This window comes from Nonomuraea sp. B19D2, assembly GCF_040137845.1.
Taxonomy (GTDB): domain Bacteria; phylum Actinomycetota; class Actinomycetes; order Streptosporangiales; family Streptosporangiaceae; genus Nonomuraea.
Window position 1 is genome coordinate 442,645 of the sequence record NZ_JBEFAK010000001.1, and the last position, 22,823, is coordinate 465,467.

Annotated in this window: 19 protein-coding genes; 14 read left to right on the plus strand and 5 right to left on the minus strand. The window is 68.1% G+C overall.

Going from position 1 to position 22,823, the window contains the following annotated elements; translation table 11 throughout:
• Nucleotides 1–100 precede the first annotated feature (100 nt).
• Nucleotides 101–1,489, plus strand: coding sequence for an NAD(P)H-quinone dehydrogenase (locus ABN273_RS02250; protein ID WP_349446891.1), 1,389 nt, complete (start codon nucleotides 101–103; stop codon nucleotides 1,487–1,489).
• On the opposite strand, the gene ABN273_RS02255 is transcribed toward ABN273_RS02250, so the two are convergent.
• The gene (locus ABN273_RS02255; RefSeq protein WP_502910911.1) at nucleotides 1,443–1,901 is read right to left on the minus strand and encodes a MarR family transcriptional regulator; all 459 of its coding nucleotides are present in this window, start codon (nucleotides 1,899–1,901) and stop codon (nucleotides 1,443–1,445) included. The two genes, ABN273_RS02250 and ABN273_RS02255, sit on opposite strands and share 47 nt — an antisense overlap.
• 257 nt (nucleotides 1,902–2,158) lie before the next feature.
• On the opposite strand from ABN273_RS02255, the gene ABN273_RS02260 reads away from it, so the two are divergent.
• The 8 genes from ABN273_RS02260 (at nucleotide 2,159) to ABN273_RS02295 (ending at nucleotide 14,187) form a co-directional block, all read left to right on the plus strand.
• Entirely contained in the window at nucleotides 2,159–2,404 is a 246-nt protein-coding gene (locus ABN273_RS02260; RefSeq protein ID WP_349446893.1) for a hypothetical protein, read from the plus strand.
• Nucleotides 2,405–2,667: 263 nt separating this feature from the next.
• Nucleotides 2,668–4,956 carry a TIM-barrel domain-containing protein gene (locus ABN273_RS02265; RefSeq protein WP_349446894.1) on the plus strand — a complete coding sequence of 763 codons (2,289 nt, stop codon included), beginning with the start codon at nucleotides 2,668–2,670 and terminating at the stop codon, nucleotides 4,954–4,956.
• Nucleotides 4,957–4,973: 17 nt separating this feature from the next.
• A complete protein-coding gene (locus ABN273_RS02270; RefSeq protein ID WP_349446895.1) occupies nucleotides 4,974–6,281 on the plus strand; it encodes an ABC transporter substrate-binding protein in 1,308 nt (435 codons plus the stop codon).
• Complete coding sequence (locus ABN273_RS02275) at nucleotides 6,282–7,145, plus strand: carbohydrate ABC transporter permease (RefSeq protein ID WP_349446896.1); 864 nt, start codon at nucleotides 6,282–6,284, stop codon at nucleotides 7,143–7,145.
• Entirely contained in the window at nucleotides 7,142–7,963 is an 822-nt protein-coding gene (locus ABN273_RS02280) for a carbohydrate ABC transporter permease (protein ID WP_349446897.1), read from the plus strand. The genes ABN273_RS02275 and ABN273_RS02280 overlap by 4 nt, the downstream gene beginning before the upstream one ends.
• A 14-nt stretch (nucleotides 7,964–7,977) precedes the next feature.
• Entirely contained in the window at nucleotides 7,978–10,854 is a 2,877-nt protein-coding gene (locus ABN273_RS02285; protein ID WP_349446898.1) for a glycoside hydrolase family 3 protein, read from the plus strand.
• A 60-nt stretch (nucleotides 10,855–10,914) separates the two neighbouring features.
• Entirely contained in the window at nucleotides 10,915–11,346 is a 432-nt protein-coding gene (locus ABN273_RS02290) for a DoxX family protein (protein ID WP_349446899.1), read from the plus strand.
• A 192-nt stretch (nucleotides 11,347–11,538) separates the two neighbouring features.
• Nucleotides 11,539–14,187, plus strand: coding sequence for a cellulose binding domain-containing protein (locus tag ABN273_RS02295; protein WP_349447176.1), 2,649 nt, complete (start codon nucleotides 11,539–11,541; stop codon nucleotides 14,185–14,187).
• Nucleotides 14,188–14,299: 112 nt separating this feature from the next.
• Here the strand turns inward: ABN273_RS02295 and ABN273_RS02300 are convergent, their stop codons facing one another.
• Nucleotides 14,300–14,731 (minus strand): MarR family winged helix-turn-helix transcriptional regulator, encoded by a 432-nt coding sequence (locus tag ABN273_RS02300; protein ID WP_349446900.1) that lies wholly within the window; start codon nucleotides 14,729–14,731, stop codon nucleotides 14,300–14,302.
• A 99-nt stretch (nucleotides 14,732–14,830) separates the two neighbouring features.
• Between ABN273_RS02300 and ABN273_RS02305 the strand changes: the two genes are divergently transcribed.
• A complete protein-coding gene (locus ABN273_RS02305; protein ID WP_349446901.1) occupies nucleotides 14,831–15,577 on the plus strand; it encodes an SDR family NAD(P)-dependent oxidoreductase in 747 nt (248 codons plus the stop codon).
• A gap of 46 nt (nucleotides 15,578–15,623) precedes the next feature.
• Entirely contained in the window at nucleotides 15,624–16,460 is an 837-nt protein-coding gene (locus tag ABN273_RS02310) for an SDR family NAD(P)-dependent oxidoreductase (protein ID WP_349446902.1), read from the plus strand.
• Nucleotides 16,461–16,686: 226 nt separating this feature from the next.
• On the opposite strand, the gene ABN273_RS02315 is transcribed toward ABN273_RS02310, so the two are convergent.
• Nucleotides 16,687–17,757, minus strand: a complete 1,071-nt coding sequence (locus tag ABN273_RS02315) for a hypothetical protein (RefSeq protein WP_349446903.1) — start codon at nucleotides 17,755–17,757, stop codon at nucleotides 16,687–16,689.
• A gap of 268 nt (nucleotides 17,758–18,025) precedes the next feature.
• Between ABN273_RS02315 and ABN273_RS02320 the strand changes: the two genes are divergently transcribed.
• Nucleotides 18,026–18,619, plus strand: coding sequence for a hypothetical protein (locus ABN273_RS02320; protein WP_349446904.1), 594 nt, complete (start codon nucleotides 18,026–18,028; stop codon nucleotides 18,617–18,619).
• Between the two features lie 136 nt (nucleotides 18,620–18,755).
• Here ABN273_RS02320 and ABN273_RS02325 read toward each other — a convergent pair whose 3' ends face one another.
• Nucleotides 18,756–19,076 (minus strand): hypothetical protein, encoded by a 321-nt coding sequence (locus ABN273_RS02325; protein WP_349446905.1) that lies wholly within the window; start codon nucleotides 19,074–19,076, stop codon nucleotides 18,756–18,758.
• Nucleotides 19,077–20,188: 1,112 nt separating this feature from the next.
• Between ABN273_RS02325 and ABN273_RS02330 the strand changes: the two genes are divergently transcribed.
• The gene (locus ABN273_RS02330; protein ID WP_349446906.1) at nucleotides 20,189–20,566 is read left to right on the plus strand and encodes a helix-turn-helix domain-containing protein; all 378 of its coding nucleotides are present in this window, start codon (nucleotides 20,189–20,191) and stop codon (nucleotides 20,564–20,566) included.
• A gap of 40 nt (nucleotides 20,567–20,606) precedes the next feature.
• Nucleotides 20,607–21,827 carry a serine hydrolase domain-containing protein gene (locus tag ABN273_RS02335; protein WP_349446907.1) on the plus strand — a complete coding sequence of 407 codons (1,221 nt, stop codon included), beginning with the start codon at nucleotides 20,607–20,609 and terminating at the stop codon, nucleotides 21,825–21,827.
• Between the two features lie 3 nt (nucleotides 21,828–21,830).
• Here the strand turns inward: ABN273_RS02335 and ABN273_RS02340 are convergent, their stop codons facing one another.
• The gene (locus ABN273_RS02340) at nucleotides 21,831–22,751 is read right to left on the minus strand and encodes a carbohydrate ABC transporter permease (protein WP_349446908.1); all 921 of its coding nucleotides are present in this window, start codon (nucleotides 22,749–22,751) and stop codon (nucleotides 21,831–21,833) included.
• Nucleotides 22,752–22,823: the final 72 nt, after the last annotated feature.

Genomic DNA, 22,823 nt, shown 5'->3' on the forward strand with positions numbered 1-22,823 from the left:
ATCAGACCGGAGGGCGACGTGTCACGCTTCGTCGCCAAAGCTCTTGAGACGTGATGGGCCAGTTGCAGCCTTACCGAGCTCATGCGGGAGAATGGGTTATGTGACAAGCATCGTGATCATTGGTGGCGGACCAGGCGGCTATGAGGCGGCACTGGTGGCCGCCCAGCTAGGCGCACAGGTCACGATGGTCGAGCAGGACGGCCCGGGCGGGGCGTGCGTGCTGACCGACTGCGTGCCGTCCAAGACGCTGATCGCGACTTCCGTGCGCAAGCAGGCGCTGCTCGACGCGCCGTCGCTGGGCATCTCCTTCGACGGGGGGCCCGACGGTGAGGCAGGCACGGTCGACATCGACCTTCCCCTGGTCAACAAGCGGGTCAAGGAGCTGGCCCAGGCCCAGTCGGCCGACATCGCCACCCGGGTGGAGGCCGAGGGCGTCGAGATCATCAGGGCGCGCGGGCGGCTGGTCGATCCGCAGGTGGTCAGGGCGGGCAACCGTACGATCAGGGCCGACGTGGTGATCGTGGCCACCGGCGCGACGCCGCGCGTGATGCCCTCCGCCGAGCCCGACGGCGAGCGCATCCTCACCTGGCGCCAGCTCTACGACCTGGAGGAGCTGCCCGAGCACCTGATCGTGGTCGGCTCGGGCGTGACGGGCGCGGAGTTCGCGGGCGCGTACCGCTCGCTGGGCTCGGAGGTCACGCTGGTCTCCAGCCGCGACCGGATGATGCCCAACGAGGACGCCGACGGCGCCGAGGTGCTCGAAGAGGTCTACCGCCGCCGCGGCATGAACGTCATGGGCCGCTCGCGTGCCGCAGGCGTCAAGCGCACGGCCGACGGCGTGGTCGTGACCCTGGAAGACGGCCGCACAGCCGAGGGCTCCCACGCGCTGATGACGGTCGGCATGATCCCCAACACCACGGGCATCGGCCTGGAGGAGGCCGGGGTCCAGCTCGACAAGGGCGGCTTCATCAAGGTCGACAAGGTCTCGCGCACCTCCGCGGGCAACGTCTACGCCGCCGGCGACTGCACGGGCGTGCAGATGCTGGCCTCGGTGGCGGCCATGCAGGGGCGCATCGCGGTCTGGCACGCGCTCGGGGAGGCCGTCCAGCCGCTGCGGCTGGCCACGGTGGCCTCCAACATCTTCACCGACCCGGAGATCGCGGCGGTCGGCGTCGCGCAGCGGGTGATCGAGGCGGGCGAGGTCGAGGCGAACGTGGTCAAGCTGCCGCTGGCCACCAATGCCCGGGCGAAGATGCAGGGGTTCAACGACGGGTTCGTCAAGCTGTTCTGCCGGCCGCACACCGGGATCGTGCTGGGCGGCGTGGTCGTGGCGCCGCGGGCGTCCGAGCTGATCCTGGCGGTGTCGGTGGCGGTGCAGCAGCGGCTGACCGTCGACCAGCTCGCCCACACGTTCGCCGTCTACCCGTCGCTGTCCGGGTCGATCACGGAGGCGGCCCGCCGGCTGATGCAGCCGGGCGTGTCCATCTAGCCCTTCCGATTCCGTTCGCCGTTCGCCGATCGGAGAAGACCTGCCGCCAGTGCTCGGCGGCTTGGATCATGTCCTGGCCGACGTGCTCGAGGAACTGGCTCATGTCCTCCAGCCGGACACCGGCGGGTGTGCCGGTGCCGAGGGTCTCGGCTCCCTGTAGGGCGGCCTCGGCCAGGATGGCGTTCATCCGGGCACTTGCCAGCCAGGCGCGGTACCAGACATCGTCATTGATCACGTAGCGGTCGCGTCGCCGTCGGGGGTCGCGTTCGCGTCGGATCAGTTCCTGCCCTTCGAGGTCGCTGATGGCCTTGGAGATCGATGCCGGGCTGACGTGAAGTCGTTGGACCAGGTCGGCGGCGGTGAGACTGCCGGCGTCAGTGGCGTAGAGACAGGCAAGCACTCTGGCCGTCATCCGCGGGAGCCCCGTCTTGGCCATCAGCGCGGCAAATCGTTCCTCGAAGTTGTGGACCGCCTCGGGATCGCGGCCGTGGGCGTCGGTGGCGGCGGGCGCCGTCGGGGACGGCGCCGGCTTGCGTCGGCGAGCGCGCCGTTCGGTGGCCTGGTGTGCCTGGTCGGGCCGGTAGTCGCCAGGGCCGCCGTTGCGCGTGATCTCGCGGGTGATGGTGGAGGTCGGTCGTGCCAGGCGTCTGGCGATCTCGGCGTAGGTGAGTGGTCAGGCAGGGCACCATCGCCAGGCTGGACGCTCACGCGAAGCGCGGCAGCGTGCACAATGATCTGAACGACGACGACAGCCCCGAACAGCCCGGCGAGACCGTCGAACTACGCGCCCGCACCGGTAACGGTGACATCGTGATCCGTCGTGTGCCGACCAATGATCCCGAAGTCGACATCGTCGGGGCCGATCGGGAGCCGGTGCGCAGCTCACCGGAGGAACCGCTCGATGTCTGGCGATAGGTGCACGAGACATCGATGGGACCTGGCCGCGTGGAAGCGCCGCTGACCGGGGTCGCGGGGTGGTCCGCACGGGGCCGGGGAACGACCTCGCGGAGCCCGCCGTCGAGGTGACTCCCGGATGGCAGGCCGGCCACCCGCGCGAAGTGGCAGCCGAGCTCTCGATCATGCGTCGCCACATGGAAGTGCGCGCTGACCATTGACGTTTGTTGGTATGGACGTCAAACTAATTCCCGAAGTTGGCGCAGTTGTTCAAAGGAGCTTCCATGCCCTATCGCCCCCCATTGGTCTCGCACGAGTACTTCGTCGCGGACCCGCCCGAGCTGCCGGTTCGTGCACGAGGCGAGGGTGGTCTGTCGGCGGTGACCGCTGCGGAGCTGGTCGCGGCCGACGGCGCCGAGGTGATGGTGAAGGCCGTCACCACGGCGGAGGAGACGCTGGTCGTCCAGGTGGGAGTGGCCGGTGAGGGAGTGATCCGGGTCCGGCTGTCGGAGGACCCGACCGCCAGGCCGCGTTCGGAGGGGGCCATCTCGCTGGTGACCCCCGGCACGTATCGAGGGGCACGTGCCGGGGTCGCGCCAGGGGAGCCGATCGTCGTGGACGCGGGCTCGTTGCGGGCCGAGATCAGCCTGGCGCCGTGGCATCTGCGCTTCACCGACGCCACCGGGAAGACGCTGGTCGAGCAGGATCGCGGGCACACCGACATCAGCGGGCGGCTGCGTACGCTCCCCTTCGGCCGCTCCAGCTCCAACGGCGCCCCCGTCGCGTACCACGAGAGCTTCGCCGCCGCGCCCGACGAGGCCTTCGCCGGGTTCGGCGAGTCGTTCACGCGGCTGGACAAGCGCGGCCAGCGCCCGCTCATGTGGAACTTCGACGCGTTCGGCGCCGAGTCGCAGCGGGCGTACAAGAACATCCCCCTGTACGTCTCCAGCAGGGGCTACGGCGTCCTCGTCGACAGCGGCGCCCCGACGGAGTTCGACGTGTGCCAGTCCACGCACAGCGTCGTGCAGATCATCGTGCCCGACGACGTGCTGGACTACTACGTGATCGCCGGTCCGACGCCGTCCGACGTGCTGGACCGGTACGACCTGCTGACCTCCCGCCCGTCGCTGCCGCCGAAGTGGGCGTTCGGGACCTGGATCTCCTCCGGTTTCTGCGTGGACAGCCAGGAGCGGGTGCTGGCCAGGGCGCGGACGATCAGGGAGCGCGGCATCCCGTGCGACGTGCTGCACCTGGACACGTACTGGCAGACCGACGGGCACTGGTCGGACCTGCAGTGGGACCCCGTGAACTTCCCCGATCCGGAGGGGATGCTGGCCGAGCTGGCGGGCATGGGGTTCAAGGTCTGTCTGTGGATGAACCCGTATATTTCCCACCTGAGCCCCGCCTTCGCTGAGGCCGCCGAAGCCGGATATTTCCTGAAGAACCAGGCCGGGGAGACCTATGTCGCCGACTGCTGGCACGGCTCCTTCCCGCCGTGCGGGATCGTGGACTTCACCAACCCGCAGGCCGTCGAGTGGTTCACCGGGCTGCTGAGAGGCCTGCTGCGCCAGGGCGTGGCCGCGTTCAAGACCGACTTCGCCGAGGGCGTGCCCGCCGACTCGGTCGCCTGCAACGGCATGACCGGCACCGACCTGCACAACGTCTACACCCTGCTGTTCAACGACGCCGTCGCCGCCGTCACCCGCGAGGTCCACGGCCACGACCTCGTCTGGGCCCGCTCCTCGTACCTCGGCGGCCAGCGCCACAGCGCCCAGTGGGGCGGCGACACCTACACCAGCTACGCCGCCATGGGCAGCACGATCAGGGGCGGCCTCGCGCACGGCCTGTCCGGCGTCCCGTTCTGGAGCCACGACGCCGGCGGTTTCACTGGCAGGCCCACCGACGACCTGTACGTGCGCTGGGCCCAGTTCGGCGCGCTCTCCCCGCTGCTGCGCCTGCACGGCACGACCACCCGCGAGCCGTGGGAGTTCCCCGCCGTCGAGGAGCAGGCCGTCGCCGCTCTGAAGCTGCGTTACCGGCTGATGCCGTACATCTACTCGGCGGCCGTCGAGGCCGCGCGCACCGGCGCGCCGATGATGCGGGCGATGTGCGTGGACCACCCGGACGACCCGGTGGCCTGGCAGGCCGACCTGCAGTACCTGCTCGGCCGCGACCTGCTCGTGGCCCCCATGACCGCGCCCGAGGGCACCCGTCAGGTGTACCTGCCGCGCGGCGCGTGGGTCGACTACTGGACGGGCGAGGTGCTCGAAGGCGCCCGGTACGTCACGGTCAGCAAGCCGCTCGACCAGATCCCCCTGTTCGTCCGGCACGGCGCGCTCATCCCGGTCACCACCACACCGGGGGACACGGTGGACGTGCCTGCCGAGATCACTCTCGTCGCCTTCGGAAGCGGCGACGCGACTGCGGAAATCCACGACGCGGACGGCGTGACGGTCGCCGTCGCCACCAGGGACGGCGACGTGCTGCGTGTCGCCGTCACCGGCCCGAAACGCGTCACCGGGGTCGAGATCGCCCCGGTGGCCGGAGCTCCCGTACGGGCCGTCATCAAGTAACACCCCCTGGAGGGATCATGGTCAAGTCAAGAGCCGTGGCGGTGCTGGCCGCCGCGGTCCTGGTTCTGTCGGCGTGCGGTTCCGGCGGCTCGGAGACGCCGGCCGGCCAGAACAGCAGTCAGCCGCGCACACTCAAGCTCTGGCACTACGAGTCGGCCGACAGCGCCATGGGCAAGGCGTGGGCCGAGGCGATCAAGAAGTTCCAGGCGTCGCACCCGAACGTGACCGTCAAGTTCGAGGAGAAGGGCTTCGAACAGATCCAGAAGGCGGCCAGCATGGTGCTGAACTCGGACGAGGCGCCGGACATCATGGAGTACAACAAGGGCAACGCCACCGCCGGCCTGCTCTCCAAGCAGGGCCTGCTCAGCGACCTCAGCGACGAGGCCACCAAGCGCGGCTGGGACAAGCTGCTGCCCGGCGGCCTGCAGACCACCGCCAAGTACGACGACCGCGGCGTCATGGGCTCCGGCAAGTGGTACGGCGTGCCGAACTACGGCGAGTTCGTGATGGTCTACTACAACAAGGACCTGTTCGAGAAGCACAAGGTCCAGGTGCCGACGACGTTCGAGCAGTTCACGGCCGCGATGGACACGTTCGTCAAGGCCGGGGTGACCCCCATCGCCACCGCCGGCGCCGAGTACCCCGCCCAGCAGATCTTCTACCAGCTCGCGCTGACCAAGGCGCAGAAGCCGTGGCTGGAGGCCTTCCAGTCCTACAAGGGCAAGGTGGACTTCCACGGCCCCGAGTTCACCTACGGCGCCGACACGTTCGCCGACTGGGTGAAGAAGGGCTACCTCGCCAAGAACTCGTCGGGGCTCAAGGCCGAGGACATGGGCGTGTCGTTCATCAACGGCAAGTTCCCCATGATGATCAGCGGTAGCTGGTGGTACGGCCGCTTCGCCTCGGAGATCAAGAAGTTCGAGTGGGGCCACTTCCTCTTCCCCGGCGCCACGATGGCCCCGGGCTCCAGCGGCAACATCTGGGTCGTGCCGGAGAAGTCGGAGAACAAGGACCTGGCCTACGACTTCATCGACATCACGATGAGCAAGGACATCCAGAACCTCCTGGGCAACTCCGGCGGCGTCCCCGTGGCCGCCGACCCGGCTGCGATCACCGATGCGAAGAGCAAGGAGCTCATCGAGACGTTCAACAAGCTCACCAGCGCCGACGGCCTGGCCTTCTACCCCGACTGGCCCGCGCCCGGCTACTACGACGTGCTGGTCGCCGGGGTCCAGAACCTCATCAACGGCAGCAAGGCCCCCGCCGCGGTGCTGGACGAGATCGCCAAGCCGTACGAGGACAACCTCGCCGACATTGGCAACTAGATGAGAGTGCGCACGAGGGGGTACTGGCTCTACCTGACCCCCAGCCTGCTGCTGTTCCTGGTGGTCATCGTCGTGCCGTTCCTCATGAACGTGGGCGCGAGCTTCACCCGCTGGTCGGGGGTGGGCACGCCCAGGTGGATCGGGTTCGACAACTACACCAGGCTGCTGAAGGACGAGCGGTTCTGGCAGTCGTTCCAGCACAACGTGGGCCTGATCGTGGCCATGGCCATCGTGCCGACCGCGATCGGCCTCGTGCTGGCGGCCGCCCTGTTCGACTACATCGGCAAGAAGTTCGGCCCGCGCACGGCCTCGGCGCTGCGGGCCATGTACTACCTGCCGCAGGTGCTGCCGGTGGCGGTGGCCGGCGTGGTGTGGGGCTGGATGCTGCACCCGTCGTACGGCGCGGTCAACCAGATCTTCGGCCTGGACCTCGACTGGCTCGGCGATCCCGACCTGGCGCTGGCCACGGTCATGGCGGTCATGGTCTGGTTCCAGCTCGGCTACCCGGTCGTGATCTTCATGGCCGGGCTGCAGCGGGTGGACCCGGCCTACTACGAGGCGGCCGAGATCGACGGGGCCTCGTGGTGGCGCAAGTTCTGGCACATCACGCTGCCGCAGATCCGGCCGGAGGTCTTCGTGGTGCTGCTGACCTGCACGATCGCCGCGCTGAAGGTGTTCGGGCCGATCTTCGTGCTGACCCGCGGAGGGCCCGGCAACGCCACCATGGTCCCGTCGTACTTCTCGTACCTGAACTTCTTCCAGAAGAGCAACGTCGGGTATGGCTCCGCCATCGCCACGGTGCTGGCCCTGATCATCATCGTGGTGACGTTCCTGTTCCTGCGCGTCCAGGAGCGTGACCAATGAGGGGGCCGGGGCGCTGGGCGGTGCTGTTCGCGCTGGTCGTGCTGGCGGTCGTGATGGTGTTCCCGTTCGCGATCGTGGCGATCAACGCGGTCAAGTCGCCCGCCGAGTACAGCTCGCAGGGCCCGCTGAGCCTGCCCGACGGGCTCTATCTCCAGGGGATCGTCGACTTCTGGAACCGGGTCGAGTTCGGCACGAAGCTCTGGAACAGCCTGCTGATCAGCGCCTCCGTGGCGGTGCTCGCCGTCGTCCTGTCGGTGCTCAACGCGTACGCGCTGGGCATCGGCAGGGTGAAGGGCCGGCTGTCGATCCTCGTGCTGTTCCTGGTGGCCAACACGCTGCCGCAGGAGGCGCTGGCCTACCCGCTGTACTACCTGGCCAAGGCCGTCGGGCTGTACGACACGAAGCTGGCCCTGATCATCGTCATGACCGTGATCCAGGCGGCGTTCGGCACGTACCTGCTGAGCGCGGTGCTGGGCCAGTTCCCGAAGGAGATCCTGGAGGCGGCGGCGATCGACGGCGCGGGGCGGCTGCGGTCGCTCTGGCGGATCGTGGTGCCGATCAGCCGGCCCACGCTCAACGTCCTGCTGATCTTCTTCTTCATCTGGACCTGGAACGAGTTCTTCCTTCCGTTGATCTTCCTCATCTCCAACGACACCCAGACGGTGCCCGTCGCGCTGGGCGTCCTGCAGGGCGAGAAGTACATGGACGCCACGATGTCCAGCGCTTCAGCCCTGCTCGGCGTCGTGCCGGCGATCGCCTTCTTCCTGATCTTCCAGCGCACGCTGACCCGTGGTGTGACGGTCGGCGCCATCAAGTGATGGAGAATCCCCCAATGCGAAAAATCCCGATACTGGCTACCCTCACCCTCGCGGCCGCGCTGCTGGCCGCGCCCCCCGCCCAGGCCGACGGCTACCCGTTCCAGAACCCGGCCCTGCCGGTGGAGCAGCGGGTCGACGACCTGCTCGGCCGCCTCACGCTCCAGGAGAAGCTGGGGCTGCTGCACCAGTCGCAGGCGGCCATCCCGCGGCTGGGCATCGCGTACCACAAGAACGGCACCGAGGCGCTGCACGGCGTCGCCTGGTCCAACGACTTCAACGACAAGTGGAGCCAGAAGCTCGCAAGCGGCACCATGTTCCCGCAGGCCGTGGGGCTGGCCAGCACGTGGGACCCGGCGCTGATCAAGAAGGTGGGCTCCGCCGTCGGCGACGAGGCCCGCGGCTACAACGCCGTGGACCCGACCGTGTGGGGCCTGCAGGTGTGGGCGCCCGTCGTGGACCTGCTGCGTGACCCGCGGGCGGGCCGTAACGAGGAGGGCTACTCGGAGGACCCGCTCCTGACCGGGGCGATCTCCACGGCCTACGGCAAGGGCCTGCAGGGTGACGACCCCTTCTACCTGAAGACCGCGCCCGTGCTGAAGCACTACCTCGCCTACAACAACGAGAGCAACCGTAGCCTCAGCTCCTCCAACCTGACGCCGAAGCTCAAGCACGAGTACTACGAGCCGGCCTTCAAGGCGGCCATCTCGGCCAACGCCGCGACCGGGGTCATGGCGTCGTACAACCTGGTCAACGGGCGGCCCAACCACGTCAACCCCGACCTCGGCACCACGGTCAGGTCGTGGACGGACAAGACGCTCTACAACGTGAGCGACGCCTGGGGGCCGCACGCGCTCACCGACCTGGAGAAGTACTACGACACCAAGCCCGAGGCCTTCGCCGCGGTGCTCAAGGCCGGGCTCGACAGCTTCACCATCGACGACAACAACCCCGGGCCGCTGGCCGAGCACCTCACGGCCGCGCTGAACCAGGGGCTCATCACGCAGGCCGACGTGGACAGGTCCGTACGGAACGTGCTGACCATCCGCACCCGGCTGGGGCACTTCGACCCGGACGGCGGGCCGTACAAGAAGATCACCAAGGATGTGATCAACAGCCCGGCCAACCAGAAGCTCAACCGGGAGGCGGCGGGCAAGGCGGCGGTGCTGCTGCGCAACTCCGGCGCCCTGCCGTTCAAGGGGCCGAAGTCGGCTGCCGTCGTCGGGCCGCTGGCCGGGACGCTGTACCACGACTGGTACGGAGGCACCATGCCGTACCAGGTGACGCCGCTCGACGGGATCAAGGAGCGCGTCGCCGACGTGAGCACCGGCACCGGGCTGGAGCGGATCGCGCTCAAGCACCTGGCCTCCGGCAAGTACATCACCGCCACCGGCACCGGGCCCGACGACAACGCGGCCCTGGTCGACACGGCGCCCACCGCGGCCTCCGAGTGGGACCTGACCGACTGGATGAGCGGCGTGTCCACGCTGCGCAACGCGGGCAACGGCAAGCTGCTCGGCGGCGACTGGCGCTCGCTCGACACCGACGACGACCAGCCCCATGGCTGGTACGTGCAGCAGCAATTCGAGCTCCAAGCACAGGCCGACGGCAGCTACCTGATCAGGTACGCGGGCTACGAGACCGGCGATGGCTGGTACGGCCTGCCCGAGCCGTACGTCACGGTCTCCGCCGACGGCGCGCTCGGCCTGGGCACCAAGGAGCAGGCGGCGAAGTTCGGCAAGGAGGTCGTCTCCGACGGCGTCGCCGAGGCCGCCGCGCAGGCCGCCAAGGCCGAGGTGGCGGTCGTGGTGGTCGGCAGCAACCCGTTCGTCGCGGGGCGCGAGGTCCACGACCGCGCCAACCTGCAGCTCGGCGAGGGGCAGCGGCGGCTGATCGAGGCCGTGCGCAAGGCCAACCCGCGCACGGTCGTCGTCCTGGAGACCAGCTACCCGGTCATCGTGGACGCACCGAACCTGCTGTGGACCACGCACGCGGGCCCGGAGACCGGCCACGCGGTCGCCGACGTGCTCTTCGGCGCCGTCAACCCGGCCGGCCGGCTCCCCCAGACCTGGCCCGCCACCGACAATCTGCCGAGCATCTACGACTACGACCTGGCCAAGACCGGGATGACGTACCTGTACGGGAAGGACAAGCCGCTCTACGCGTTCGGGCACGGCCTGAGCTACACCACGTTCGGCTACCAGGGGCTGAGCGTCAAGGGCGACAAGGTGAGCGTCAAGGTCACCAACACCGGCAAGGTGAAGGGTGACGAGGTGGTCCAGCTCTACACCCACCAGCACGAGTCCCGCTTCAAGCAGCCGGTCAAGCAGCTGCGCGGCTTCCAGCGGGTCACCCTGAACCCGGGCGAGACCCGTACCGTGACCTTCGCCCTGAAGAAGGCGGACCTGGCGGTCTGGGACTACACCCGGGGCAAGTGGGCCGTCGAGAGCGCCACCCACGACGTCCTCGTCGGCTCCGCCTCGGACCGGATCCGCGTGTCCACGACCCTGCGCGTGTCCGGCGAGACCATCCCCGTACGCGACCTGACCAGGACCACGCGGGCCATGGACTTCGACGACTACTCGGGCGTGGCGTTCGCCGACGAGACGAAGGCCGGCGGCGAGGCCGTGGAAGGGTCGGCCGGGGACTGGATCTCCTTCACCGGCGCCTCCTTCGGCTCCCGTTTCACGGCGGGGGTGTCGTCGGTGAGCGGCGGCGCCATCGAGCTGCGCTCGGGCTCGCCGACCGGCGCCCTGCTGGGGACCGTCCAGGTGCCGGCCACCGGCGGGATCTACCAGTGGGGTACGGCGACCGCCTCGGTCAAGGCGGGCACCGGCAGCCTGTACCTCGTGTTCAAGGGCGACCTGCGGATCAAGGACTTCGCACTCTCGTAAGGAAATTCCTCCTTGGATAGTAGTGTTATCCGATAGCATCGCTATCCAAGGAGGTTCGTAATGATCGTGATCGTGCTGCTCGTCGCCGCGCTGGTGTTCCGGCTCCTGGGGCGTTCGTGGCAGTTGAGTGCCGCTCGCGGGCTGGCCGTCATGCTGGTGGTGACGGCCAGTGCGCATTTCGTACCGGCGGGCGTGGCCTTCATGCCCAACCATGCCGACATGGTGGCCATGGTGCCGCCGTTCGTGCCGTTCCCCGCCTTGGTGGTCTACCTGACCGGCGTGCTGGAGCTGGCAGGGGCGGTCGGCCTCGTGCTCGAGAGGACCCGCAAGGCCGCCGGGATCTGCCTGGCGCTGCTCTTTGTGGCGATGCTCCCGGCCAACATCTATGCCACGCTCGCCGGCCAGGACGTGACGCCGCTGTGGCTGCGGATCCCTGAGCAGGTCGTCTACATCGCGATCGCACTGTGGGCGGCGCTCGGGAGCCGTCGTTAATTCGTTGTGTATCCAAACTATTGACCTTCAACGCGCCCGTGTGTGAGCCTTCTGGTAGAGCTCATGCGCGAAGGCGCGGTGACGGTCAGGGTCCTGCACTCTGCTCGTGCATGGCGGTCATCTGAAGCCTTTGGGGCGCCTGTCGGCGTGCCTGGAAAGGAAGAGCCGCGCATGCGAAGAAGATTATTCGTGATGCTGACGACCGCGGTCGTCCTGCTCGTGGCGGCGGTCGTGCGGATGTCGCCGGTATCGGCCGTCGCCTCGGACCCGTACGCGTACAAGAACGTCAGGATCGACGGCGGCGGCTTCGTACCCGGCATCATCTTCAACCAGACGGAGAAGAACCTCATCTACGCCCGCACCGACATCGGCGGGGCGTACCGGTGGAACCAGTCGACCAAGTCCTGGACCCCCTTGCTGGACTGGGTCGGCTGGGACAAGTGGGGCTACAACGGCGTGATCAGCCTCGCCACCGACCCCGTGCAGACCAACCGGGTGTACGCCGCCGTCGGCATGTACACCAACAGCTGGGATCCCAACAACGGCGCGATCCTGCGTTCGACGGACAAGGGCGACAACTGGCAGGTCACGCCGCTGCCGTTCAAGCTCGGCGGCAACATGCCCGGCCGCGGCATGGGCGAGGCGCTCTCCGTCGACCCGAACAACAACAGCGTCCTCTACCTCGGCACCCCCAACGGCAACGGGCTGTGGCGCAGCACCGACTACGGCGCCACCTGGGCCAAGGTGGCCAGCTTCCCGAACCCGGGCAACTACGCCCAGGACCCGAACGACCCCAACGGCTACCTGAGTCACAAGCCGGGCGTGGTCTGGGTGACCTACGACCCGCGCTCGTCCGCCAAGGGCACCACCACCAAGACCATCTACGTGGGCGTCGCCGACAAGGAGAACAGCGTCTACCGCACGACCGACGCGGGCGCCACCTGGTCGCGCGTGGCCGGCCAGCCGACCGGCTACCTCGCCCACAAGGGCGTGCTGGACACGGTCAACGGCTACCTCTACATCGCGACGAGCGACACGGGCGGCCCGTACGACGGCGCCAAGGGCGACGTGTGGCGCTACGCCACGGCGACCGGCACCTGGACCCAGATCAGCCCCGTCCCGTCCGCCAGCTCCGACGACTACTTCGGCTACAGCGGCCTGACCATCGACCGGCAGAAGCCCGGCACGATCATGGTGGCCACGCAGATCTCCTGGTGGCCGGACGTGATCTTCTTCCGGTCCACGGACTCGGGCGCGACCTGGACCCGCGTGTGGGACTGGACCTCGTACCCGAACCGCAGCTTCCGCTACAAGCAGGACATCACGGAGAACCCGTGGCTGACGTTCGGCAGCAACCCGCAGCCGCCTGAGGTCACGCCGAAGCTCGGCTGGATGACGGAGTCCCTGGAGATCGACCCGTTCGACTCGAACAGGATGATGTACGGCACCGGCGCCACGATCTACGGCACCGAGAACCTGGCCCAGTGGGACGCGGGCGCCCAGTTCACCATCAAGCCGATGGCCAAGGGCCTGGAGGAGACGGCCGTCCTCGACCTGATCAGCCCGCCGAGCGGCGCGTCCCTGGTCAGCGCCCTGGGCGACATTGGCGGCTTCCGCCACACGAACCTGGACGCCGTACCGTCGATGATGTTCACGGCCCCCGTCTTCACCTCGACCACCAGCCTGGACTACGCGGAGAAGTCCCCGTCGATCATGGTCAGGGCGGGCAACTTCACCGACGCCGACCGCCCGAACGACAGCCACGTGGCCTTCTCCACCGACGGCGGCGCGAACTGGTTCCAGGGCACGGAGCCGGGCGGCATCAACGAGGGCGGCACGGTGGCGGCCGCCGCCGACGGCTCCCGCTTCGTCTGGGCGCCGAAGGGCGTCACGCCGGTCTACTCGGTGGGGTACGGCAACTCCTGGCAGCAGGCCTCCGGCCTGCCCACGGACGCGGTCGTGGAGTCCGACCGGGTGAACGCCTCGAAGTTCTACGGCTTCAGCGGCGGCCGCCTGTACGTCAGCACGAACGGCGGTGCCACCTTCACCGCCACCGCGGCGACCGGCCTGCCCACCAGCGGCAAGTTCAAGGCGGTGCCCGGCAAGGAGGGCGACCTGTGGCTGGCCGGCGACGGCGGCCTGTGGCACTCGACCAACAGCGGCGCCTCGTTCACCAAGGTCTCCGGCATCACCAAGTCCGTGAACGTCGGCTTCGGCAAGGCGGCTCCCGGGGGCACGTACATGGCGATCTTTGCGGTCGCCACGATCGACGGCGTCACCGGCCTGTACCGCTCGGACGACGCCGGCGCGAGCTGGGTGCGCATCAACGACGACAAGCACCAGTGGGGCAACATGGGCGAGGCCCTGACGGGCGACCCCAGGGTGTACGGCCGCGTCTACGTCGGCACGAACGGCCGCGGCATCCTGTACGGCGACCGCACGGGCCCACCGGTGACCGTCACCCCCACCGTCACGCCCACGGTCACCCCCACCGTCACGCCCACCGTGACACCCACGGTGATGCCGACCACCGGGTCGGGCTGCTCGGCGACGTACAAGGGCACGAACGAGTGGTCGGGCGGCTTCCAGGCGGAGGTCACGGTCAAGAACACGGGCACGGCGCAGATCTCGGGCTGGAAGGTCACCTGGACCTGGGCGGGGGACCAGAAGATCAGCCAGCTGTGGAGCGGCACCCCGACCCAGACGGGCGCCAACGTGAGCGTCGCGAACGCGGGCTATAACGGCACCCTGGCCCCGAACGCGACGACCTCGTTCGGCTTCACGGCCAGCTACACCGGCACCAACACCCCACCCGCCACCCTCACCTGCACCCCAGCGTGACAAGGCACCCCTGGGAGGCCCCACGCCGGCCTCCCAGGGCGCTCACACCCCCTTCGACCCCGCAAACCCCCGCTCGCTCCGCTCGCCGGTCAGGCCGCTGCGACCATCGAGGTCATTCCTCGTGCACGAGGCGTCGCAGCAGGTCACGTAGCGTTTTCTGGTCGGCCGTGCTGAGTCGCGTTGCAGTGGGGTTGCCGGCCAGCAGGCCTTCCTGGAGCCGTCGCTTGACAGCGGCTCCCTCACGGCTCAGCCGTACGGCTCGCACTCGGCGATCTCCCACCTGCTCATCGCGCTCTACCAGCCCACGCCCCTGGAGCCGGTCCATGGTGATGGTGACATTGGAAGGATTGGCGCCGAGAAGGTCGGACAGCGCGCGCATCGACATGGCCTCCTCTGCAGACAGCAGCATCAGGGCACGCGCCTGCGGCATCGACAGCCCTGTCTCTGCGACCTTGGCCTCGTAGTGGGCATGCGTGCGGGCATGCAACCGCCCAGCCAGCTCGATGATCTCGCGGACGCACCCGTCGTCTCCAATCCCGGTCACCCCTCCAGTTTAGCTACTACTGCATGAGTAGCATCTTGCCTGCGCCAGAAAGATACTGCTACAACATAAGTATCTTCAGTTGCTCTAAGGAGACACGTCATGGATCTGGGACTCAACGGCAAGATCGTGTTCATCACCGGTGGGAGCGGCAGCATCGGAAGGGCGCTGGTACGAGTGTTCGCCGCGGAAGGGGCCCGGGTTGCGCTCACCTACCATGCCAACGAGGTGCGCGCCAAAGAGCTGGCCGAGGAGATCGGCGGGATGGCGGTTCACTACGATCTCGGTGATCCGGCATCCATCAAGGCCGCCGTGGAGGGCGTCGTCACCGCGTGGGGACGCTTTGACGTGCTGGTGGCCAATGCCGCGTTGATGAGGCGCCCAGTGCCTGGCCGAGCCTTCGAAGACATCCCGGTCGAGGAGTGGACCCAGGCTCTGCGGGTCAACCTGGAGGGCACCTTCCACACCGTGCAGGCGGCGCTGCCCTTGATGAAGGCCGGCTGCTGGGGCCGGATCGTCTTCCTGTCCTCCGACGGCATCCGCGTCGGCATGGTCGGGCGCGAGGAGTTCGCCGCGAGCAAGGCCGCCCTGGAAGGCTTCAGCCGCAGCCTCGCCGCCGAGGTGGGACGCTCGGGCGTGCTCAGCAACGTGGTCGCGCCCGGTGGCACCATGCCCGAAGAGCAGGCCGCGCTGATGGCGGCCAACCCCATGGCCGCCAAGATGCTCGACCGGACGGCCACCGGTCGCTTCTCCTCCCCGTCCGATGTGGCCAACACCGTCGCCTTCCTCGCCTCGGCCGCCAACGGCAACATCACCGGGGCCGTGGTTCCGGTCTCGGGCGGAATGTGAACACGTGTGGGGCCGAACCTCCACCACCGAAAGAATGGAAGACATCATGAGCAAGGTTTGGTTCATCACCGGTTCGTCCCGCGGCCTGGGCCGCAATTTCGTCGAGGCCGCCCTATCCCGCGGCGACAAGGTGGCCGCGACCGCCCGCAACACCGCGCACCTTGATGACTTGGTCGCCACCTACGGCGACGCGGTACTTCCGCTTGAGCTGGACGTGACCGAAAGAGTCGCGGTCTTCGAGAGCGTGAAGCGGGCCAAGGAGCGCTTCGGCCGCCTCGACGTCATCGTGAACAACGCCGGCTACGGCCTGTCCGGCGCCGTCGAGGAGCTGACCGAGCAGAACCTGCGCGACCAACTGGAGACCAACCTGTTCGGCGCGGTGTGGGTCGTCCAGGCCGCGCTGCCCTACCTACGCGACCAGGGCAACGGGCATATCATCCAGATCTCCTCGGTCGGCGGCCTCACCGTGTTCCCACTCGGCGGCGGATACGTCGCCTCCAAGTGGGCACTGGAAGGCCTGAGCGAAACCCTCGCCCAAGAAGTCGCCGCCTTCGGCATCAAGGTGACCCTGGTCGAGCCCGGCTCCTACGCCACCGAAGGAGCCGCCGGCGCCGTCCACGCCGACGCCAACCCGCTCTACGACGGTCTGCGCGAGAGCTTCGCCGAGTTCGCCAAGACGCTCGACGTCGGCGACCCGGCCGCCGCGGGCCGGGCACTGCTCAAGGTCGCCGACTCCGACAACCCGCCGCTGCGGGTGTTCTTCGGCACCCAGGGCAACCAGATCCTCCCGCAGGTCTACGCCGACCGGCTAAAGACCTGGACCGACTGGCACCACCTTGCAACGGAGGCACACGGACACACCCCCGCCGCCCCGGCCGCCTGACCCGGCGACCGATCTGCGGGAAGGCGCAGACCACACCACGGGAACCTCTCCAGCAGGACAACGGCCCCTCACCCCGGAGCGTGCGCACACCTCGACCGGGGTTGGGGGCCGTAATGGGGTCTCTCGTCATTAGCCGCGTTTCAGCCGACCGTCGTCATGGAGCACCGCGACGCAGGACATGCCGACACAAGTTTCCCTTCAACGGCCGTCACCCTCCGGAGTGCGGTCAGTCGCCTGCCACCGGCCTCCAGAGCACGGCGTGCTGCTGACCATCGGGATACATCGCGTTCCCGGCGATCTCCCCGTAGACGTTGATGGCGTTGGCGGCCGTCGCCGTGCCGCCCGCCGGGTCGGGAAGCAGGGCTGGTGCCTGCGATGGGTCGGCCCACACCGCCGCGCGGGCAGTGCCGGAAGCCGGGTCGCAGGTGTGCGTCCCGACGATCACGTCCCCGTCGTTGATGGCCTTCGGGCCGGCCACGCCGCCGCCGTCCTCAAGGCGCCGCATGCCCGTCTCGCGGTTCCACACGAAGCCGGCCTGGAGCACGCCGTCCGCGCCGAGCGCCGACTGACCGACGACTTGGCCCCGGTTGTTGAGACCGCTTGCCTCGCTCCAGATGCCGCCCAGAGTGCCCAGCTCGGTGACGGTGTCGTTCTCCCACAGGAAGGCGCGCTGGGTCTGCTGGTTCGCCGGCGCTCTGTCGGTGCGGCGATGAGTGCCGGCGATCTGGCCGGCTGTGTTGATGCCCGTGGCCTCGCTGCCGGCGACGACGTCGAGATCGGTCTTGACCCCGTTCCTGATCACGAAGGCGTGCCTGAGTGTGCTGGAGGAGTTGGGCAGCCAGGTGCGGTATTCGCCGACGATGACGCCCTGGTTGACGTCCCTGGGGAACGCGGCGAACCCTCCGAAGGTGCCCAGGTCCTGCATGGTCCCGTTGTGCCAGAGGAAGGCGTGACTTTTCTCCGACTCCGTGTAGCTGTTGCCGACGACATGGCCTTCCTCGTCGATATCGGAGGCGTAGCCTCTGGGGCCACCGAGGGTGCCCACGTCGATGACTCCGCCGTCGTCCCAGACGATCGCCCGGGTCTCGCCGGTCGCGGTCCTGCTGAAACCAGCGATCTGCCCGAGGTCGTTGATGTCGAGTGCGCCGCCGGTGACGCCGAGGTCGACGGCCTCCCACCGGTCGGTCGCCGTCAGGCACTCGTCCGCCGCGGCCGGGCTCGCGCCCAGCGTCTGCCCCGCCGATGTCATGAGGAGGGCGCTCGCCAGGATTGTGCGGCTCTTGCTCGTGGATCGCATGATCATCACCGCATATCGGATAGCCGGCAATTCAAAACGATCACAAAGATAAACGCGTCGGCAATTTTCGCCAAGAGTCGGCACTCGAGAATTCGCGAGAAAAGCATCGGGCGAATTAACGTTTCCTGTGCGAGCCGGGCCCCCGGTTCCCGCTCGTTGATCACGGAGGGAAAGGGGATCGTCACAATCTGTTTCCCCCACGCGGAAAGCAGAATCGAAAGTTGCGAACAAAGCCGGTCCCGTCAGCGTCCAACGCTTCGTGATCAGTGTGACACTCTCCTTGCTGCTGGCCTTTTCCCCGGCGACCGTGACCGAGATCCCGAAGAACTTCCTGCTCACCGAACGCGACGCGCGCAGGCCGCTGGCCCCCAACGAGGCAGAAGAAAAGGGCTATGAGATCAGCGACAAACTCACCACGCCACTGGAGCTGAACCCGTGTGTGCACCGGCGTGCCGTCGACCGCGACCGGCTGGCGGCCCGCACGATCACGCTCTGGACCAGCGCCCCCAGCAGCTCCTCCGAACAGCTCGTCATCTACAAGAGCCCCCGTGCCGCCCATGCCGCGCTCACCCGTCTGCGTGCCGAGGTCAAGCGGTGCGCGCGCAAGGGCGACCCGTCGGCGCCCGAACTCAAGATCCGGTGGCGGACGACCAAGGCCAAGGTGGGGGACGAGGCCGCGGGCATGGGCTATCAGACCTGGCAGGACGGCTACGTGAACCAGACGATCAGCGGTGTCGCCGCGCGCCGAGGCAGCGCACTGATGATCTACACGACCACCGAGGGAGCCTACGAACCCGGCGGGCTTACCAAGGCCGCCAGGAAGATGGCCGCCAAGGTGTGTAAGTTGCCCGGCGTCTGCTGACCCGGCCGCAGCGCCGGGGTTGCGGACCCCCCCGAGATGCCGCGGTCGGACTGCCGGCCTCTTCTCTCCGTGTCTCGAGTGGATCCGATACACGGGGCCGCGGGCCGGCCTGCCCGCGGCCCCGTGTCATGAGATGTCAGCAGCCGCCCCGGTTGTACGCCCTGAACACGTTGCTCCATCTGCCGACGTACCTTGCTTCTCCCGCTCCCACACAGAAATAGGTGTTTCCACCCAGCAGGTAGGTCACGAAGATGTTCTCCCCGGCGCCGGAGCAGTTCTTGTACATGGCCGCGTCACCGTCCCGGTAGAGGCCGCAGGCGGCCGTCACGTAGCTGCGCTCGTTGACGGTGCTCGTCAACGTGGCGGCGGCCGGGTTCGCGGTGACCAGGGTGGCGCTGATGGCCGCGAGGGTGACCGGCAGGGCGAACCGGGACAGCTTCTTGATGGTGAGTGACATGGCTTGGACTCCTGTTCTGGTTCATCGGCCGCCCTGTCCTGCTGGGGATGCAGAGCATCGGGTAGCGGCCTTTCCGCCCGGGGATCGCTGCCCGGGCTGGGTGCAGGGCTCAGCAAAGCCACCGCGGTCAGGTGTCCAACAGGGGCCCGGACGCACTCGGACAGAATCGGTCCACACGCCGGCCAGTTCCGGACGGTACGCCGCCGTGGTGCGCCATCCTCCGAATACGGAGGGTCACCGAATGACGTGAATCCTCCACTGGCCGCCACTCCTGGGGAGTGGACGGCCAGGCTGATGGGCGCGTCAGATGCGGTTCAACGGCGGCGGCGGCAGGAACGGCTGCTGCTCGCCCTGGACCTCCTGCGCGGCCTCAACCGATTCGGCGGTGGCGCGGCGGGCAGAAGCAGGCAGATTCTCGCGGCTGGCATATTAAGCGGGAAGGTCATGGTCTTGCCCCTTTCGGTTGGGCGTATCCCCGACCTGTCCATTTAGATATACCCCCCACTTATCCGCATTACGTCGAAAACGGGCATAACTCCCTTTGTGTACGAGTGTCGTAGGTGGCGATCCTGGGAGCTGTGCTTTGCGGCTGTCCGGGCCTTGGGCAGTAGGAACAACAGGACCGCCGCGATGGCGGCGGCGGTGAGGGTACTGCGCCGGGCATACCGAACTGGCCGCCCGCTCCTGGGAAGTGGGCGGTCAGGCCGACGCTTGCGTCAAGTGCGGTTCAACGACGGCGGCGGCGGCGGGCACGGCTGCTGCTGTCGCTGTCGCTGCCGGACCTGGTCGGCCCAATCGGATCGGGCGGTGGCGCGGCGGGCAGAAGCAGGCAGATTCTCGCGGCGGACATGTAGCGCGGGAAGGTCATGGTCTCGCCTCCTTCGACGTTGACGGGCGTGTCCCCAACCTCTTCCTAAAATGCCCCATCAGTTCCACATTACGCCGAAAGCGGGGCAAAACGGTCAGAAAAAGTTCGTCTCCCATGTAGACGACGATTCTCTCGATTGCTAACGTTGTCTTCGCCAGAGACGATGTTTAGGGATAGATTCGAACGTCGGGCGTGGTAGTACTGAGTTCCGCGAAGGAGGCCGGACAAACAAGCAGGTGCACCCATGACCGAGCGCTACCTCGGTGTCCTCGGGATCGCCGAGGCCCTGGGCGTGAGCCGTCATGCGGTGCACAAGTGGCGTAGCCGCTATTCGGACGACTCCGATCACCCGTTCCCGGTGCCGGACGTCGAGGTCGACGGAGCTCCCGGCTGGCGGGCCGACCGGCTGGCGGAGATCGCGCGGTGGCGCGAGGGGCTGCCCGGCCGTGGCGCGGGCGGGGGCCGTCCTTCCCTCGCGCGTCAGGAGTACCTCAAGGAAGCAGGGTTGCGCGGCCTGACCCGGGACGAGGCGATACGCGCGCTTGCCACGTTCGCCGAAGAGTTTCCCGAGATGACCGAGCCGGAGATCTGCGCCTGGCTCGTCGGGAAATGGCGCAGCTAGCCCTTCCCCCAAACCTCATCAGCACAGAAGGCGATGACGCATGCCCGAAATCGGCGGGGACACCGCACCGGGATTCGAAGCAGTACGTGAGGCGTTCGCGGCCAACCTGGCCGGCGGCCAGGAAACAGGGGCCGCGGTCAGCGTCTACCTGCACGGCCGGAAGGTCGTCGATCTGTGGGGCGGGATCGCCGACCCCGAGGCCGGCCGCCCATGGGGGCGCGACACCCTGCAGGTCGTCTACTCCACCACCAAGGCTGTCACGGCCACCTGCGCCCTCCTGCTGGCCCAGCGGGGCGAGCTGGACCTCGACGCACCCGTGGCCGAATGCTGGCCGGAGTTCGCCGCCAACGGAAAGGACCGCATCCCGGTCCGCTGGCTGCTCACCCACCAGGCCGGACTGCCCGCGATCGACCACCCCGTCACCCCCGAGGCGGCGATCGCCTGGGAGCCCGTGGTGACCGCGCTGGCAGCTCAGCGCCCGTACTGGGAGCCGGGCACGGAGCACGGCTACCACGGGCTCACCTACGGCTGGCTCGTCGGAGAGGTCGTGCGCCGGGCGTCCGGCCGCAGCATCGGCACGTTCCTCGCGGAGGAGATCGCCGCACCGCTCGGGCTGGACCTGTGGATCGGGCTGCCGAAAACCGAGCAGCACCGGGTCAGCCGGATCATCGCACCCCCGCCCGACTGGGAGGCCATGGCCGGAATCGAGCTGAACGCCCTTCCCGAACCCATGCGCGAGGTCATGGCGGCCTTCGCCGATCCGGCGTCGTTGACCAGGCGCTCGATCGCCGTCGTCACGCCCCCGCTGGACCACAACAGGCCGGAGGAGCAGGCCGCGGAGATGCCCGCCACCAACGGCATCTGTACGGCCCGCGCCCTGGCCCGTTTCTACGCCGCGCTCATCGGCGAGGTCGACGGGCACCGCATTCTCACCGCCGAGACCCTGGCCGCCGCGACCGTGGAACAGGTCAGCGGCATCGACCGCATCCTGCGCGTGCCCGTCCGCATCGGCACCGGTTTCGGCCTTCCGACACCGGACGCGTTCTGGTACTCGCCGACCGCGTTCGGCTTCCCCGGCCGCGGCGGATCGCTCGGCTTCGCCGACCCGGCCACCGGCCTCGCGTTCGGATATGTCATGAACCGCGTCCTGGAAGGCGTGCCGGACCTCAGGGCCGCGAACCTCCTTGCCGCAGTGCGGCGGGCGATGAAGGCGTCCTTCAGACATCGGCGAACAGCTCGTCGATCTATCGCAGAGAGTTGACAATCAGCCTTTGACTGCGCCGACGACGACGCCCTTGATGAAGTGGCGCTGGACGAACGGGTAGATGGCGGCGACCGGGATCATGGCCAGCACGAGGACCGCCATCCGGACGGAGGTGACCGGGACGGCGGCCAGGCCCAGGCTGCTGGGGTCCACCGTGCCCGAGGCGGTCTGCATGGGGGCGCCGTCCAGCACGTAGGTCCGCAGCACCAGCTGCAAGGGCCACTTGGCGCTGTCGTTGAGGTAGAGCATGGCGTTGAAGAACGCGTTCCAGTAGGACACCGCGTAGAACAGGCCGATCACCGCCAGCGCCGCCTTGGACAGCGGCAGCACGATCTTGCGGAAGATGAGGAAGTCGCTCGCTCCCTCGATCTTGGCGCTCTCGATGACCTCTCCGGGGATGCCCATGAAGAACGAGCGCAGCACAACCAGGTTGAAGGCCGAGATGGCGCCGGGAAGGATCAGCGACCAGTAACTGTCGATCAGGCCCAGGCTGTTGACCAGCAGGTATGAGGGGATGATGCCGGGTCCGAACAGGAAGGTCACCAGCACCGTGAACAGCAGTGGCCGATGCAGGAACGAGCCTGGACGCGACAGCCCGTAGGCGGCCATGGCCGTGACGCTCAGGCTGATGGCCGTACCGACGACGGTGACGCCGATGCTGACGAGGAGCGCCTTGATCACCACGCCGCCACCGAGCACCTCGGCGTAGGCCTGGAAGCTGAACCCGTCGGGGATCATCACGAGGCCGCCCGCCTCGTTGATGGCCTTCCCGGAGGAGATGCTCGTCAGCACCACGACGTAGATCGGGAAGACGACGACGAGCACCATGATGACGAGGCCGGCCGCCTTGGTGAGCTTGCCGGCGATGGACGGCTCGTCGTCCCAGGCGGGTCGGAGCCGCGAGCGTGTGATGGACGTCATGAGACGGCCTCCGGAGTGAGCATCGCAGGGAGTGCCGGCGGACTAGGAGCGGAGCGCAGGATGTCGTCGGGA